General features: G+C 62.4%; 12 protein-coding genes. All 12 read right to left on the reverse strand.

Translation table 11 applies throughout. From position 1 onward, the window contains the following. Nucleotides 1-32: 32 nt before the first annotated feature. Nucleotides 33-1,304 (reverse strand): amidohydrolase family protein, encoded by a 1,272-nt coding sequence (locus tag BQ4888_RS09120; RefSeq protein ID WP_170232806.1) that lies wholly within the window; start codon nt 1,302-1,304, stop codon nt 33-35. 4 nt (nt 1,305-1,308) lie between these two features. Beyond that, a complete protein-coding gene (gene panD, locus BQ4888_RS09125; protein ID WP_205747998.1) occupies nt 1,309-1,707 on the reverse strand; it encodes an aspartate 1-decarboxylase in 399 nt (132 codons plus the stop codon). A gap of 5 nt (nt 1,708-1,712) precedes the next feature. After that, nucleotides 1,713-2,564, reverse strand: coding sequence for a pantoate--beta-alanine ligase (panC, locus tag BQ4888_RS09130; RefSeq protein ID WP_092056613.1), 852 nt, complete (start codon nt 2,562-2,564; stop codon nt 1,713-1,715). 75 nt (nt 2,565-2,639) lie between these two features. Beyond that, entirely contained in the window at nt 2,640-3,443 is an 804-nt protein-coding gene (gene panB / locus BQ4888_RS09135; RefSeq protein ID WP_092057126.1) for a 3-methyl-2-oxobutanoate hydroxymethyltransferase, read from the reverse strand. A gap of 360 nt (nt 3,444-3,803) precedes the next feature. Further along, a complete protein-coding gene (locus BQ4888_RS09140; RefSeq protein ID WP_092056614.1) occupies nt 3,804-8,522 on the reverse strand; it encodes an NAD-glutamate dehydrogenase domain-containing protein in 4,719 nt (1,572 codons plus the stop codon). A gap of 118 nt (nt 8,523-8,640) precedes the next feature. After that, nucleotides 8,641-9,519 carry a peptidylprolyl isomerase gene (locus BQ4888_RS09145; protein ID WP_092056616.1) on the reverse strand — a complete coding sequence of 293 codons (879 nt, stop codon included), beginning with the start codon at nt 9,517-9,519 and terminating at the stop codon, nt 8,641-8,643. Nucleotides 9,520-9,546: 27 nt separating this feature from the next. Beyond that, nucleotides 9,547-10,341 carry a 16S rRNA (adenine(1518)-N(6)/adenine(1519)-N(6))-dimethyltransferase RsmA gene (gene rsmA / locus BQ4888_RS09150; RefSeq protein WP_092056618.1) on the reverse strand — a complete coding sequence of 265 codons (795 nt, stop codon included), beginning with the start codon at nt 10,339-10,341 and terminating at the stop codon, nt 9,547-9,549. 32 nt (nt 10,342-10,373) lie between these two features. Next, nucleotides 10,374-10,874, reverse strand: coding sequence for a DUF2062 domain-containing protein (locus tag BQ4888_RS09155; protein WP_092056620.1), 501 nt, complete (start codon nt 10,872-10,874; stop codon nt 10,374-10,376). Nucleotides 10,875-10,903: 29 nt separating this feature from the next. Further along, nucleotides 10,904-11,917, reverse strand: a complete 1,014-nt coding sequence (gene tsaD / locus BQ4888_RS09160; RefSeq protein ID WP_092056622.1) for a tRNA (adenosine(37)-N6)-threonylcarbamoyltransferase complex transferase subunit TsaD — start codon at nt 11,915-11,917, stop codon at nt 10,904-10,906. A gap of 79 nt (nt 11,918-11,996) precedes the next feature. Further along, complete coding sequence (locus tag BQ4888_RS09165) at nt 11,997-13,316, reverse strand: PhoH family protein (protein WP_092056624.1); 1,320 nt, start codon at nt 13,314-13,316, stop codon at nt 11,997-11,999. Nucleotides 13,317-13,358: 42 nt separating this feature from the next. Continuing rightward, the gene (locus tag BQ4888_RS09170) at nt 13,359-13,634 is read right to left on the reverse strand and encodes a hypothetical protein (protein ID WP_092056625.1); all 276 of its coding nucleotides are present in this window, start codon (nt 13,632-13,634) and stop codon (nt 13,359-13,361) included. A 22-nt stretch (nt 13,635-13,656) separates the two neighbouring features. Then, nucleotides 13,657-14,820 carry an aminotransferase class V-fold PLP-dependent enzyme gene (locus tag BQ4888_RS09175; RefSeq protein ID WP_092056626.1) on the reverse strand — a complete coding sequence of 388 codons (1,164 nt, stop codon included), beginning with the start codon at nt 14,818-14,820 and terminating at the stop codon, nt 13,657-13,659. Between the last annotated feature and the right edge of the window lie 31 nt (nt 14,821-14,851).

Raw genomic sequence — 14,851 nt, forward strand, 5'->3', positions numbered from 1 at the left:
GTCGCTAGTGGGATGCAGAGTATAGCGACGACTCAGGACTTTTGCAACACATCCCAAGCATCGAGGAAAAGGGAGGCGACTTCGGCGGTTCGCCCCGGAGCGCAGAGGAATTCTTCAAGTTCGGCGAAGGCAGGGAGTTCGGCGGGCTTGAGCACCTGAAAGTTGCAGCCCAGTCCGGCCTTGAGTTCTCCCTGGTCGGCGGCCACCCCAAGGGCGCGGGCGCCGTGGATGGTGGCCATGGTCAGCAGTTCGGCGGGCGCGATCTTGCCCGAGAGCCATTGCCGGGCGAAGGCGATTTCATCCCAGACCGAGAGGGTTTCGTTGCTGGCGAGGCTGTCGGTCCCCAAGGCCAGAGGCACCCCGGCGGCGCGATAGAGTTCCACCGGCAGTCGACCGACGCCGAGGCGGGCGTTGGAACGGGGGCAGCAGACGACGGTGGACCCGGCCCGGGCGAGACGGGCGGCGTCATCGGCGTCGATCTGCACGCCGTGGGCGAGCAGGCAGGAGGGAACGAGCGCGCCGCACTGCTCGGCCCAGGCGACGGGGGAACGGCGCGCCGGCGGCGGGGCCATCCCCTGCCAGCCGACGTAGGGATAAAGTTTGTCAGCGAGGGGCCCGCTCGAATCCCGGATGAAACTCACTTCAGCCGGGGCTTCGGCCAGATGCAGGGTGGTCGCCACCTTCCGGCGGCGGGCGAAATCGATGATCTGGGCGAGATATTCGGCGGAGATCGAATAGCTCGAATGGGGGGCGATGCCGAGCCGCAACTGCCCGGCCCGTTTTTCGTCGAGCAAGGTGCCGATGCGACTGAGCAGCTGCCGCCCCTGGGCCGGATCGAGGCCGAGGGTTTCCAGGTAGAGCCGCCCTTTGAGCGGGCTGTGCCGATAGGCCGTGCGGGCGGGAAAGTAGGAAAGGATGTCCCCCACCGCGCCGGTACCGGCGGCGAGAGAGGCGGCAATCCCCGCCGCCACGGAGGACTCGAAACGGTCGAGGGGAAGGCCCCGCTTGACCCGAATGACGTGCAAGATCCAGTCGACGAAGTCGCCGCCGGGAGCGATGGTCTCCCCGGCTTCGGCGCGCCAGCGGGGGAAATGGGTCAGCTCCAGATGGGTGTGGGCGTTGACCAGAGGAGGGAGCAGAATGGCATCGCCAAAATCGATGACCGCGGCCCCCGAAGCGGTCGCGGTCATCGATTGGCGGGTGCCGACCTCAAGGATGCGCCCGCCGTCGACCAGCAGGGCGCCGTCCTCGATGGGGGGCGCGGTTATGGGCAGGAGATAGCGGGCAAGAAAGAGGGTGGACACGATGTCAGATCGCCACTTGCAGTTCGCCCTGGCCGGGGCATTCCTGGTCGCGGTCGTGATCGATGCGGCGGTTTTTCTCATCGACGAAGACCAGCTTGGGTTTATGCGCCCGGGCCTCGGCGTCGTTCATCTCTTTCCAGCTGGCGATGATGACGAGATCACCCTTGGCGACCAGACGGGCCGCCGCGCCATTGATGCAGATGGTGCCGCTGCCGGGTTGACCGGCGATGGCGTAGGTGGCGAAACGGGTGCCAAAGTTGACGTTCCAGATGTCGACGAATTCGTTATCAAGAATGTCGGCTTCTTTCATGAGCAGGGGATCGATGGTGATGCTTCCCTCGTAGTGCAGGTCGGCTCCGGTGACGGTGGCGCGGTGGATCTTCGACTTGAGCATTTTCCGCATCTTGTTCATACCTCCTCGAAAAGATAAGCATTATCAATCAGACGGGTATTCCCCACTTTCACCGCCAGCAGCAGCACCGAATCGCCGTCGACGGTCGACTGGTCTTCAAGGGTCAGCTGATGACAGATCTGGATGTAATCGACCTGCGCTTCCAGCTCGCGCTCGATCCGCTCTCGCGCGGCGGCGATGAGGCGCTCCGCCGCACGTTCGCCGCCACGGGCGAGCCCGCCCGCCAGGCGCAGGGCATCGACCAGGCACAGGGCCTGGGTGCGTTGGGCGGGGGAAAGATAGATGTTGCGGGAACTCATGGCGAGGCCGTCGGCTTCGCGGACGATGGGCATGCCGACGATCTCCACCGGCAGGTTGAGATCCGCCGTCATGCGCTTGATCACCGCCAGCTGCTGGAAATCCTTGCGCCCGAAGAGAGCGACATGGGGCTGGACGATGAGAAAGAGCTTGCTCACCACCGTCGTCACCCCACGAAAATGCCCCGGGCGGCTGCGGCCGCAGAGGGTATCGGTGAGCCCTTCGACGTCGACGTAGGTGGCGTAGCCGCGCGGATACATCTGCCGAGCTTCCGGGGCGAAGATCCAATCGACCCCGGCCTCTTCGGCGAGGGCGGCATCGCGGGTCAGATCGCGAGGGTAGGACGCGAAATCCTCCCCCTGGCCGAACTGGGTCGGATTGACGAAGATCGAGAGCACCAACAGGTCGCCGCGCTTGCGTCCTTCGTCGAGGAGGGAGCGGTGGCCGTTATGCAGAAAGCCCATGGTCGGCACGAAAGCGATCTGTTTTCCCGCCTCGCGGGCGGCCAGGCAACGCGCCTGCATCTCTTGAACGTCGGTAACTATTTGCATGAAAGGTGCGAGGATAAAGGCTTGAGGACAAAGGATTTAAACCCTTTAGCCTTCAGCCTTCAGCCTTTTTCCTCCTTATTTGAAAGAGTGTTCGTCGTCGGGGAAGGTACCGGCCTTGACCTCGCGGATGTAATCGCTGATCCCCTGGCTGATGGTCTCGGAAACGTCGGCGAAGCGCTTGACGAATTTGGGCGAATACTTTTCACACAACCCGAGGATGTCGTGGATCACCAGCACCTGCCCGTCACAATGGACCCCGGCACCGATGCCGATGGTCGGGATGGAGACAGTCTCGGTGATTTCCCGGGCCAGGGGCGCGGGAATGCCTTCGAGGACCAGGGCAAAAGCGCCGGCCTGCTCGACGGCACGGGCGTCGGCGAGCAGCTGCCGGGCCTGGAGGTCTTCCTTCCCCTGCACCCGGAAACCGCCCATGCGATGGATCGATTGCGGGGTCAGGCCGATGTGGCCGACCACCGGAATATCCATGTCGACGATGGCGCGAATGGTGGCGGCGATATTTTCGCCCCCTTCGAGTTTGACCGCCTGCGCTCCCCCTTCCTTGATCAACCGACCGGCGTTGCGCCGGGCCTCGGCGAGATCGACCTGATAGGAGAGAAAAGGCATGTCGGTCACGACCAGGGCCGAAGAGGTGCCGCGCACCACGGCACGGGTGTGATAGAGCATCTCTTCGAGCGTCACCGGCAGGGTGTTGTCGTAACCGGCAACGACCGTGCCGACCGAATCGCCGACCAGGATCATGTCGATCCCCGCCAGATCCATGAGGCGAGCAAAAGGATAGTCGTAGGCGGTGAGAACGGTGATTTTTTCCCCTTCAACCTTCATCCGGCGAATATCGAGTATGGTCTTCGTCTTTTTCAAAAGGCACATCCCCTCTTGCCCACAGGCAATAAAAAAAGCCCTTCGGAAGCCGTCCGAAAGGCGTGTTAGCGGTCTCGGCAGGGCACTACGCCCCCCATCCGCTCACCTTCCGTCCCGGTCCGTAGATCCAGGCGGCATTGCTATATCGGATCGACCGTTCGCGAAGCGCATGTTTTGCTCCGGCACAGGTTCCGGGCAACGCTCCCTTAACGGTCTTTAAACAATTCAAAAAACGGAATTTTTATAGCACGCCGAAGGGCCCCTGTCTACCCTTATCTCGGTCCAAATCCATCATCAACCCATCGAAATTTCAGGGATAATTTTAATCCCCACGAAAAAAATCCCGTTATTTCCCTGCCCTTATGGGAGAAGATCCTCGGCCGCTTCGGCAACGATGAGCAGGGGGTGGTAATTGACCAGGGTCATGCCGCGCAGGCTCTCGCGCAGCCGCTGGAAGCCGTTGAGCTCGCGGCGACGGGCGGCAAGGCAGGCCTCGGGATTGCCTGAGTACTCTTCCAGCACCAGCCTGGCCAGGCGGAAACCGACCCGTTCAAAAGCGCTGGTGACGGCGCGCAAGGCCTGCCGGTCCCACTGGTCGCGCAGGGGGACCGTACGGGCCAGCCGAGCCAGTTCGTCGAGACCAAGCAGGCGGCGCAAATCGAGAAAGGCTCGCGCCGTGGCATAGAGTTCGCCGCCGGCCTCTTCGTTGAGCATGACCACGGGGAGGAAATCCCGCAGCGCCCCCAGCAGGGAAAACCGCCGGGCCAATTCAGCGCTCATCCCCTGCTCTTCCACCGCTTGAGCGACATTCTTGCAACGTTGCCATTCCTCTTCGGGAAGCAAACCGCCGAGCACCTTCTCGAAAGCCGCGAGCTGTTCCCGCAGAGAGGCGACCCGAGAACTGTGCGGGGCCAGTTCCAGATCATGGGCAAGCGCCCAGTCGCAGAAGGCGACCAGGGTATCCTCAAGGCTGAGTAAAAGTTCAAGTTGCCGATCGGCAGGCATGCGGTTGTCCAGGGCATGGACCGCCTGACGCAGAGTTTCGCCGTCAATCACCCGGTCGAAACCGAGCCAGCTTGCCGTAACCACAACCTGGGACAATCCGTGTCGGTCGCAGAGACTGTTGATCAGGGAGCTCCCACCCCGGTCGACGAGGTAATTGGTGATGGCCGTCGCAGTGATTTCCGCGGCCAGGGGATGGTCGAAAAGATGCTCCCCGTATCGATCATGGAGCACTTTCGGGAAATAGGAAGGCAGATAGAGCGCCCGAACGTCCGGAGAGGCGACCAGGTCGGCTTCGAGCAGGTACTGATAAATCTGCATCTTGCCGTAGGCCATGAGAATCGCCAGTTCCGGACGGGTAAAAACCCGGGGATCACGGGCCAGAAGTTCCTTTTCGGAAGGAAGGTACTCACCGCGCCGGTCCATGAGTCCGGCGCGGGCCAATCTCTCGCAATGTTCCAGATGGGGTTCGACCTCCCGCAGGCAGCGCCGCTGATCGAGGCTCAGGCAGAGGCTTTGCCCGTAGTTGTCGGCCAGCACCGCATCGCAGACCTCGTCCGTCAACTCGCGCAGCAACGCATCCCGGGCGTCCTGACCGGCGATAACGCCCTGGCCGAGAAGGTGCTGCATGAAGATCTTCAGGTTGACCTCGTGGTCGCTGCAATCGACCCCGCCGGAGTTATCCACCGCGTCGGTATTGATCCGCCCACCGGCCAAAGCATATTCGATCCGACCGCGCTGGGTGAAACCGAGGTTCCCCCCCTCCCCCACGACCCTGGCCCGCAATTGCCGGCCGTCGACCCGCACCTTGTCGTTGGTCCGGTCACCGACCTCCTCGTTCTTCTCGCTGTTCGCCTTGACATAGGTGCCGATGCCGCCGTTCCAGAGCAGATCGACCTCGGCGGTCAACAGCAGGCGGATCAACCCGTCGGGATCGATGGTTTCGTGACGGACCCCGAGCCAGGCGCGGACCTCGGGGGAGAGCGGAATCTCCTTGGCCGCGCGAGGATAGACCCCTCCCCCCGGCGAGATCAGGGCGCGGTCGTAATCGTCCCAGCTGGAACGGGGCAGCTGGAAAAGACGCCGACGCTCGCCAAAGGACGGTTCCGGATCGGGGTCGGGATCGAGAAAGATGTGGCGATGGTCGAAGGCGGCCTGCAGGCGGATATGGCGAGAGAGGAGCATGCCGTTGCCGAAGACGTCGCCGCTCATGTCGCCGATGCCGACCACGGTGAAGGGCTCGCTCTGGGTATCCTGACCAAGTTCACGGAAATGACGCTTGACGCTCTCCCAGGCGCCGCGGGCGGTAATCCCCAGAGCCTTGTGACTATACCCCCGGGAACCGCCGCTGGCGAAGGCGTCATCGAGCCAGAAGCCGTAGCCCTGGCTCAGCTCGTTGGCGGTGTCGGGGAGATGGGCCGTCCCCTTGTCGGCGGCGACCACCAGGTAGGGGTCCTCAGCGTCGTAGGCGACGATCCCCTCGGGGCGGACGATCTGATCGCCCACCCGGTTGTCGGTGAGATCGAGGAGCCCTCGGATCAGGGTTTGGTAAGCGGCCTTGGCCAACGCCATCCCCTCTTCCCGGTCGCGATAGGGAGTTTTGACGACGAAACCGCCCTTCGAGCCGACGGGGACGATCAGGGCGTTCTTGGCCATCTGCGTCTTCATCAGGCCGAGAACCTCGGTGCGGAAGTCGTCGGGACGGTCGGACCAGCGGATGCCCCCCCGCGCCACCCTGCCGCCGCGCAGATGAATCCCCTCCATCGCCGCCGAATGAACGTAGATCTCGAACATGGGGCGGGGAGCGGGCATGTCGATGATCCCCAAGGCGTTGATCTTGAAAGAGAGCAGATAGTCGTCGCTGTTCCGCCGAACAAAGAAGTTGCTGCGCACCGTCGAGTCGATAAGGTTGAAGAGGGTACGGAGAATCTGGTCTTCGTTAACGTCGCTCACCTCCCGCAGGGCATCGACGATTTCCTGTCGCAGGGGGGAGAGCACCTGCTCCTCGCGAACGGAAAAATCCTGCCAGGCTGCATCCTCCTTGAAGCGCCCCTCGAAGTAACGATAGAGGAGCAGAGCCACGGCAGCGTTGTTGATCAGGGCATAGGCCACCCGCTTTTTGCTGAAAGGGGTGCCGAGCTGGAAAAAGTAGTTGCGGTAGGCGCGGAAGATGTCGATCTCCTTCCAGCTCAACCCGGTCGGGATCAGCAGCTGGTTGAGGTAATCATTCTCCAGCTCTCCCCGGCGAAGAGCGGACAAGGCCTCCAGCAAGGCCTCGCGCCGATCGGCCAGCTCGCCGTGCACACTGAAGAGGGCGAAGCTCTTGATGTGCAAAAGCCCCGTTGGCCCAGGCAGATCAAAATCGACCTCTTCGATGACCGACAGCCCGAGATTTTGCAGAATCGGCATCAGATCGTTGAGATAACTGCGCTTTGAGCTGTAGAACTGCAAGCGGTAGTAGCGCTCCACCCCGGCGAAAGGCCCCCAGAGGTCGAAACTTTCGCCGCCGTCCCGCGCTACCCGATCGAGATGGAGAACATCGCGTTGAGCGAAGCGGGGATGCACCCGGTTGCGATAGGCTTCGTCGAAACTCTCGCCGAATTCCCGCCACAACCGCCGTCCTTCCGCCTCGCCGTGGGCCTTTTCGAGAAGCCGACGCAGGCGACCGGTCCAGGGGCGAAGCATGCGCGACAGGCAGCGTTCGAGCATGGCCGGGTCGAAGTGAACGGGCTCATGACGGGGAAGGAGATGGGCGTGGTGGAGGGAGTGTTCGCTTGTGACCTGAACCAGGGAGATTTCCGCGGCGGGGGCGGAAAAAAACCGCCGCAAGTAGCGTTCCACCCGGGCCATGGTTTCCACCGAAAAACTCCCCCGGGGAAGAATGAGAAAGAGGGTCAATCCGGAAAGAGCCGGGGAAGCGGCGGCAATAATGCGCACCAGGGTATCCCGGGACATGGCGGCGACGGAACGAACGGCCGCCGCCAGATCCTTGGCGTCGAGAAAGAAAAGCTCCACCTTAGGGAAGGCATTGAAAATCTTGACGGCATTGCGATAGCCGTGACTTCCCCGCGAAAGCCCGGAAAGGTTCAGGGCTTCTTCTATGCGCCGGCGCAAGGCCGGAATCTTCCAGGCCGGTTCTCCCCGCACTTTTTCACTGAAGAGCCCGAAAAATTCGTGGACTTCACAAAGACCGCCGGCGCTCGTCTCAAGGCAGCCGATAGCAACCAGCTTTTCGGCGCGCAGCAAAGGACTGGCCACGGCGGTCGTCTCGACCGCGACCGGCTCCCCCGTCTCCAGTCGGCGGCGCATCCCGGCCCCGGCTTCAGCCGGCAGGGAAATGCCCAGCAGCCCTTCTTCCTGAAGTTCGAACGTCCAAGCGGTGGCATCGGCCTTCACCACCCGCCGCCGGCGATAGGCAAAGGGGAGAAAGTTGCCGTCGGCAAGCCACTGCCAGAAATCGTCGTGGCCGCCCGCTTCCGCCACCGACCGGGTGGCGGCGAGGCGTTGTTCCAGATCATCCCGCGCATGTTCCACAGCCAAGGCGGCACTCAAGGCCTGATGAATCGGGGGCACAAGCTCGGCGGCAATTTCGGGAAGGACCGCCAGTTCCGCGAGAATCAGCGACTCCCGGGGCGCGTCCTCGGCCTGAGCCCCCAAACGGAGCAACTGATTTTTTTCGCGCAGAGCGGGGAAACTAGGATGGCAGATCAGATGGAAGGGAATTTCCCTGCTCTTGAGCTGAACCAGCAGGGAATCGACCAGAAAGGGTGCATCGGGGGAGCTGCAAACGAGAAGTGGATGTCCCCCTTCGAGGTTGATGAGGAAGACGCCGACGCCCGTCCCCCGCGATTCGAGACAATCGACCAGTTGCGAAAGCCAATGAGCTAGGGTTTCGGGGGAGAGGGAGAGGAGGTAGGTGGGATGGATGCTTTGCCGAAAGAGCTGCCCCAGGTCGAGCGCCAAGGATCGGCGACGGTCATCGGACGCAGCGGAAAGTAGCGTCTCGACCCGGGCAAAAAGGTCATCGAGCTCGGCACGGGATGAAGAATCGGAATAGGTATCGGCAAAAACCGTCATGACGCCCTCCTGGCGAGTGGGATGAAAACTCGTCCTTCAAGGTTAGCACCTGACGGGCAATCAGACTAGGCCTTAACCTGCTGACGAAAAACGGGGTTTGCGGCAATCGCGGCAAATCCTAAGAGCAAAATTCGATCTTCGCCCGCCCACGCAACTCGGCCACAAACTGCTCCAGATGGCGCGCTGCCTGCTGTTCGAGGAGATAGCGGCGGATCTTCGGCGTTGCTTCGGCCAGATCGAGGGCGCGGACGTCCTTGCGCTCAAGCACCTTGATCAGATGCAGGCCGAAGGGGGTTTCGACCACCTCCCCCACCTCACCGACCGGTTGGCTGAAGGCGGCATCGGAAAAGGGCTGGACCATCTCCCCCCGACGGAAATAGCCGAGATCACCGCCCCGGGCGGCGCTCGGGCAGTCGGATGCTTCCTCGGCGAGAGCGGCGAAATCCTCGCTGCAACTGCGCTCGCGCAAGGCTTCGAGGGCGCGCCGGGTCTCTTCCTTATTGCCATCACGGACCTTCAGCAGGATGTGGCAGGCGCGCGCCCGGGCCGGTTCCCGCATCTGTTCGGCGTATTCCTGGTAAAAAGCCGCGATCGCTGCCTCGTCCGGCTCGGGCAGGGCTTCCGTTTCCTGGGCGGTGAGCAGATTGACGGTGAGATCCTGGCGGATCATGCGCTGATAATCCCCCAGGTCGATCCCCGCCTTGGCCAGGGTTCCGACGAATTCTTCAGGGGAAGGAAAGTTCGCCATCAGCCTCTGAACTTCCGCCGCCACCGCCTCGGCCGACGCCACCAGCCCTCGGGCCAGGGCTTCCTGATAAAGGAGCTCGCGCGCCAGAAGTTTTTCCAGGGCCAAGGCTTCGACCTTGGCCAGTTCATCGGCATCCAGATGCTCTTTGGTTTTGCGGTGCAGTTCCATGGCATAGCCCTGCACGGCATTGACGAAATCCTTGTGGGAAATGGGGCTGCCGTTGACGCGGGCACGAATCGGTTCAGTCACAGATCAAAACTCCTTGCGGGGAAGATATCAGACGGAAGGTTGTCGCAGCAGTTCGGCCAGGTGGGCGAACTCGGTCAGATCGAGGGTTTCGCCGCGGCGACCGGGGTCGATCCCGGCCTCGGCGAGGCGCGCCTCGAAGCCGGGAAAGCCCAGACCGGAAGCGGTCAGGGTATTGCGCAGGGTCTTGCGCCGCTGGGCGAAGGCCGCTTTCACCACCCGGCGGAAGAATGGTTCGTCGGCGACAAGCACCCGCGCTTCGGCGAGGGGGTCGAAGGCCAGTACCACCGAGGTCACCTTGGGCGGGGGATGAAAGGCTCCGGGGGGAACCGTCACCACCCGTCGCACATCGAACCAGAGTTTGCAGAAGACCGAGAGGATGCCGTAATCTCTTGTGCCTGGGGAAGCGGCGATGCGGTCGCCGACCTCTTTCTGGAACATGAGCACGGCGCGGGAGAAGAGTTGGCGATGATCGAGCAACTTGAAGAGAATCTGGCTGGAGATGTTGTAGGGGAGATTGGCGACCAGCTTGAACGGCCCCGGGCCGAGCAGTTCTGGCCAGTCGAAGCGCAGAGCATCCCCCTCATGAATGATGAGATGAGCGGCCTGGCGCCCCTCCAGCGCGGCGATGAGATCCCGGTCGAGTTCCATCACCTGCAGTCGCTCGACCAGGGGGAGCATCCGGTCGGTCAGCGCGCCCATCCCTGGACCGATCTCCAGCACCTGATCCGTGGGACCCAGCTCGGCCGCCGCGAGAATGCGGTCGATGACCGAATGATCGCGCAGGAAATTCTGACCGAAACGTTTTTTGGGGCGATGTTCCATCTGTGAACTTTCCGGGGGCTCTCCAGAGCGGATCAATCCCCCTTGCGCCGGTGGATGTGCAATCCCCGGGGACGGGGCCAGCGGGGGATTTTCCAGGCCTTGAAAAGCGGCACTGCCCGCAGGGTCAGAGCATAGGCGAGGGCGCCGCAGGCTATGCCGAAAATCAGACTCCCCAGACATAAGGGGAGCAGTACCTCGCCCCCCATCGCTTTTAACGACTCGAACGTGAGCTCTGGCAGCCGTGCCCGAGGCAAATCGAGCAGCAGGCGGCCCGACTCGTATTGCAAACCATAGATGATCGGCGCCGTCACCGGGTTGGTGATCCAGACGCCGAGGGCTGCCGCCAGTTTGTTTTCCTTGAGCAGAAAGGCGAAGAAGATGGCGATGGGCATCTGCAACCCGAAGGTCGGGGTCATGCCGATGAAAATCCCCAGGGCCACCCCCTTGGCGATCTCGTCGGGAGAACCGCGCAGACGGATGAATTTAACCAGGTTGAGCTTCAGTTGCCGGATAAAACCGAAACGTCGCCACATACGCTCTCTTCACCCGCCCCCCGAAACAGTCAACGACCGGCCCGGTCGAGGGGCCAGCTCGCCAGGGCGTTCAGAGCGAAACCGTCCCGCTCTCCGGCGCTGAGGTAAGAATCCCCGGCGACGGCGAGCATGGCGGCATTGTCCGCGCAAAGGAGCGGCGAGGGGAAAACCACGGTTTTGCCCTTGGCCGCGCAGGCCGCCCCCATCGCTTGACGTAAGCCGCTGTTGCAGGCTACACCCCCGGCGACGACGATCCGTTCCAGATTTTGTTCCTCGGCGGCGCGCAGGGTCTTTTTCACCAGCACCTCCACCACCGCCGCCTGAAAACTGGCGGCCAGGTCGCGCAGGTCCTGGCCCGCCGGCAGCTCGGACTGGGCGCGCACATGATTGAGCACCGCCGTCTTGATGCCGCTGAAACTGAAGTCGAGCTGATGTTTATGCAGCATCGGCCGGGGAAAATCGATGGCCTTGGGGTTCCCCTCGGCGGCCAAGCGATCGATGACCGCCCCCCCGGGATAACCGAGACCGAGGAGCTTGGCGACCTTGTCGAAGGCCTCGCCGGCGGCGTCGTCGAGGGTGCGTCCGAGAATCCGATAACGGCCGACACCGTCGACCCGGTAGAGATGGGTATGCCCGCCGGAGACGGCCAGGGCGAGATAGGGAAAGGGCACCGCCTGCTCCAACTGCGGCGCCAGGATGTGCCCTTCGATGTGATGGACCCCGACCAGGGGGAGGTTGCGGGCCATGGCGACCGCCTTGGCGAAGGAGAGTCCAACGAGCAGGGCGCCGACCAGCCCCGGCCCGCGCGTCACCACCAGCCCCTCGATCTCGGCAAGAGTCACCGAGGCCCGCTCCAGCGCCTCTTCAACGACCACGGAGATCGCCTCCAGATGTTTGCGCGAGGCGATCTCGGGCACCACGCCGCCATAGCGGGCATGAACATCCACCTGGGAGGCGATGACATTGGACAGGGCATGACGACCGTCGCGCACCACGGCAGCGGCGGTTTCATCACAGGAAGATTCGATGGCAAGTAGAAGCATATAAAATCAGTGAGGAGTGAGAAGTGAGGAGTGACGAGCACAAACTTTGTAACTCGTCACTCCTCACTGATCACTGTTCCTAAAGAAGATTTGCCGCCAGTTCGGCCAGGGACGACCGTTCCCCCTTGGTCAGGGTGACATGGCCGGCGAGGGCTTGGCCTTTAAACTTCTCGACAGTATAAGTCAGGCCGTTGCTCGAGGCGTCGACGTAGGGGTTGTCGATCTGGTAGGGGTCGCCGGTGAGGACGATCTTGGTCCCCTCCCCCGCCCGGGTGATGATGGTCTTCACCTCGTGGGGGGTGAGGTTCTGCGCCTCGTCGACGATCATGTACTGCTTCGGAATGGAGCGGCCGCGGATGTAGGTCAACGGCTCGATTTCAAGGATGCCCATATCGACCAGCTCCTTGTAGCCGCGTTTATGTTTGCCGCCGCGCTCTTCCACCGCGCCGAGGAGCAATTCGACATTGTCGAAAATCGGCTGCATCCAGGGCGCCAATTTCTCTTCCACATCCCCAGGGAGAAAGCCGAGATCGCGCCCCATGGGAAAGACCGGACGGGAGACGAGCAGCCGGCTGAACTGCCCCTGATCCGCCACCATGGTCAGACCGGCGGCAATGGCGAGCAGGGTTTTGCCGGTACCGGCCTTGCCGACCAGAGTCACAAGCTGGATATTTTCATCGAGGAGCAGACTGAAAGCGAACTGCTGCTCTCGGTTGCGGGGGTGAATCCCCCAGAGACCTTCCTTGGGCACCTTGATCAGCGGATTGACCCGCCCCATGGAATGATTGTAGCGGCCGATGGCGGTGTGCGACGGATTGCCCGCCTCAACCAGGGTGATGCACTGATTGGGGTAGAAATCCCCTTCCAGGGGGAGATAGCCCTGGCCGTAGAAGCGGTCTACCTCATCCTTGCTCAGCTCGACCTCGGCCGTTCCTGAATAAAGATCATCGATGGAAACCTTGTCCGACTCGTAATCGGCGGCGGCCAGCCCCACGGCATCAGCCTTGATGCGCAGGTTGGTGTCCTTGGTAACGAAGATCACCGGGCAGGAGCAGGTCTTCTTCAGTTCCAGGGCCACGGCCAGAATCCGGTTATCCCCCCGATCGACCTGTAGCTCGGGCGGGAGCCCTTTCATGGTCGCCTCGGTATAAAGCTGCACTTTGAGTACCCCCCCCTTTTCCAGGGGCACCCCTTCGATCAGCTTGCTGGTAGCGCGAAAGCCGTCGAGAATGCGCGAAATCTGACGGGCGTTGCGCCCCTTCTCGTTCATATCCTTTTTGAAGCGGTCGATTTCTTCGATGACGGTGATGGGGATCACCAGATCGTTGTCCTCGAAGCGAAAGATGGCCTGGGGATCATGCAGCAAGACATTGGTATCAAGAACATAGGTCTTTTTCATGGGGTCCCTTCGGAAGCGAGTGGGCGACAAATTCCGTCCCGGTTAGCGTTCGTATTCAAGGACGTCGAGTCCCTCGGAAGTGGCGAGAATCTTGACGTGCACGGGGATATCCTTGCCGGGGACGTTGCGCCGGCTGTCCATAATTACTTCCCCCTCCTTGTTGAGAGCGTTGACGATCTCCTCGGGGGATTCCTTGATCACATAGTTACGGTAGATCTGGGTCTTCATCAGCTCGGCGCGGGTGACCGGGACTTCCGGAGGAAGAGAACAGGCCGCCGTTACAGAAATGAGGAGCGCGATCACCAACCAGCATTTCATTCGTAACACCTTTCTCTTCGAATCAGGCGCCGCCCTCGGCGGCGATCCGCCCCGGCAACTCAGCCAAGGCAGCCAGCAGAGCATCGATCTCTTCGGCCGTGGTGAAATAGCCGGGGCTGACCCGGACCGTCCCCCGGGGGTGGGTGCCCAGGGTGCGATGGGCGTCGGGGGCGCAATGGAGCCCAACCCGGCAGACGATGTCGTAGGCATGGTCGAGCCAGAACCCCACCTGCGCCGGATCGATGCCGTCCAGAGTAATGGAACAGGCGCCGCCGTGCCGGTCGAGATCGCTCGGGCCATGGACCCTTATCTGCGGCATGCGACCAAGGCCGTCGAGCAACCGCTGCAGCAACGCCTTTTCATGGGTGCGTATCCGTTCCAGGCCCGTCTCGCGGAGGAAGTCAACCGCCGCTTTGAGTCCGGCGATGCCCGGGGTGTTGCGGGTTCCCGCCTCGTAGCGTTCGGGCATTTCCTCGGGCATGCCGTCAGCATTGGAATGACCGCCGGTACCGCCGTGAATCAGAGGGTTCAGATGCAGCCCGGAGCGGACATAGAGAAAGCCGGTTCCTTGCGGACCCATCAGACTTTTGTGGCCGGGAACCGCGAGCAGATCGGCGCCGAGTTGATCCACGTGAATCGGAAAGGCGCCGGCGCTCTGCGCCGCATCGAGGAGGAAGAGGATGCCCCGTTCACGGCACCAGGGCCCGATCTCCTCCACCGGCTGCAAGGTCCCGCTGACGTTGGAGCAGTGGGAGAGCACCACCAACCGCGTCGGCACGCGGCAGGCATCGCGCACCGCCTGCGGATCGACGAAACCCTGGCGATCCCCTTGCACCTGAACCACCTCCACCCCCCGTTCGCGCAACACTCGCAAGGGGCGCATCACCGCGTTGTGCTCCATGGTCGAGGTCACCACCCGATCGCCGGCCTGAAGGAGGCCGAAAAGAGCCAGGTTGATCGCTTCGGTAGCATTGGTGGTAAAGGCGATGCGCGAACTGTCGGCGATACCGAAAAAGTCGGCGAGGGACTCACGCGCCTCGAAAACCAGGCGTCCGGCTTCCAGTCCCATGGCATGGCCACCGCGGCCGGGGTTGGCCCCCACCTGTCGCAAAGCCTGATCCATGGCGCGGTAAACCGCTTCGGGCTTGGGATGACTGGTGGCGGCGTTGTCGAGATAAATGCTCATGGGAATTTCGAGAATATCAGATTAAGAGGAT

Origin of the sequence: Desulfuromonas acetexigens (assembly GCF_900111775.1) — a bacterium.
In the GTDB taxonomy this organism is placed as follows: Bacteria; Desulfobacterota; Desulfuromonadia; order Desulfuromonadales; family Trichloromonadaceae; genus Trichloromonas; species Trichloromonas acetexigens.

Bases quoted from the DNA above. Each gene is read 5' to 3' on its own strand.
- panD (WP_205747998.1), bottom strand. From the start codon at position 1,707: ATGCGGAAAATGCTCAAGTCGAAGATCCACCGCGCCACCGTCACCGGA.
- panC (WP_092056613.1), bottom strand. From the start codon at position 2,564: ATGCAAATAGTTACCGACGTTCAAGAGATGCAGGCGCGTTGCCTGGCC.
- BQ4888_RS09140 (WP_092056614.1), bottom strand. From the start codon at position 8,522: ATGACGGTTTTTGCCGATACCTATTCCGATTCTTCATCCCGTGCCGAG.
- rsmA (WP_092056618.1), bottom strand. From the start codon at position 10,341: ATGGAACATCGCCCCAAAAAACGTTTCGGTCAGAATTTCCTGCGCGAT.
- BQ4888_RS09155 (WP_092056620.1), bottom strand. From the start codon at position 10,874: ATGTGGCGACGTTTCGGTTTTATCCGGCAACTGAAGCTCAACCTGGTT.
- tsaD (WP_092056622.1), bottom strand. From the start codon at position 11,917: ATGCTTCTACTTGCCATCGAATCTTCCTGTGATGAAACCGCCGCTGCC.
- BQ4888_RS09165 (WP_092056624.1), bottom strand. From the start codon at position 13,316: ATGAAAAAGACCTATGTTCTTGATACCAATGTCTTGCTGCATGATCCC.
- BQ4888_RS09170 (WP_092056625.1), bottom strand. From the start codon at position 13,634: ATGAAATGCTGGTTGGTGATCGCGCTCCTCATTTCTGTAACGGCGGCC.
- BQ4888_RS09175 (WP_092056626.1), bottom strand. From the start codon at position 14,820: ATGAGCATTTATCTCGACAACGCCGCCACCAGTCATCCCAAGCCCGAA.